This window comes from Bathymodiolus heckerae thiotrophic gill symbiont, assembly GCF_900180345.1.
GTDB lineage: Bacteria > Pseudomonadota > Gammaproteobacteria > PS1 > Pseudothioglobaceae > Thiodubiliella.
The window spans coordinates 1-1,108 of record NZ_FXLV01000104.1; the positions used below are offsets into that span (position 1 = coordinate 1).

2 protein-coding genes are annotated in these 1,108 nt (G+C 31.9%); both read right to left on the bottom strand.

Annotated features, from left to right (window positions below):
* Nucleotides 1-187, bottom strand: a 187-nt coding sequence (locus CRYPD_RS07700; protein WP_425290268.1) for a hypothetical protein, incomplete at its 3' end; no start/stop codon positions are given.
* Nucleotides 188-304: 117 nt separating this feature from the next.
* Nucleotides 305-1,108, bottom strand: an 804-nt coding sequence (locus CRYPD_RS07705) for an IS3 family transposase (protein ID WP_171004407.1), incomplete at its 5' end; no start/stop codon positions are given.

Below are 1,108 nucleotides of genomic sequence, written 5' to 3' on the forward strand. Positions count from 1 at the left end.
AATTGTTAATATTCACCATAAAGCACTTTTGATTTTTGAAATTAGAACTAGGGTTGTTTACTTCTTCTAAAATCATTTCATCTTCTAATGCTTGTGCTATTTCATTAAATGATATTTCTCTAGTGTTTATTAAAATATTATTTTTTTCATCACTCCAGCTAAAACTGAAATTTTGTAAATCTTGCATTAATTAAAAGTTATTGATAATGTATATACATTATATTTCTTTTTTATAGAAAAGCAAATCTTTTTTATAAATTTTTTAGATATTATTGTTTAATATTTATTTAATAAAAAATTTACATCACCCCAAAACCTTTGACAACTTTTTAAATTTTCTTATATAGCAAACCTCAAGAAGCCCTCTTTTTTTCTGGTTTAACTTTATACTTTCTTGGTACACATCCATTGGTTTTTTGTATTTCAATGTCTCATGGAATCTTCTGTAATTATAAAATTCAATATAATCATCTACATCAGTGACTAGCTCACCAATGGATTGATATTCATTCAGATAAATTCTTTCGTATTTTGTGCTTTGCCAGAAGCGTTCAATACAGATATTATCTGTGGCTCTGCCCTTGCCATCCATAGATATTGTGATGCCCAATTTCTTCAAGCGTTGGGTATGTATCTCACTGGTGTATTGAGAACCTTGATCGGTATTAAATATTTCTGGGTGTGGGTGTTTCCCTAAAGCATCATTAAGGACACTCATCACTAACTGTGAATCCATGGTATTGGATATTCTGTATGACAACACTGCTTTAGAATGCCAATCAATAATAGCTGTCATATAGACCATGCCACCGGCAATCTTGATGTAAGTGATGTCTGTAGACCAAACTTGGTTAGCATGGTTGATGCCAACACCTCGAAGCTTGTAACTATATTTTTTATGTACTTTGATGGGTATCGTGGTGTTAACTTGTTTAACTGCTAATACTGCCTTTAAACCTAATTCTTGCCGATGGCGTGCAACAGTGTTTAAACTAACCTTGTAACCATCTTCTAGTAATTGCTGGTGTACTTTTTTCTCACCGTAGATGGGGATACGCTCAAACACTTTAACGATATGATGTTTGATTACCTGTTTGGCATTGTTTAT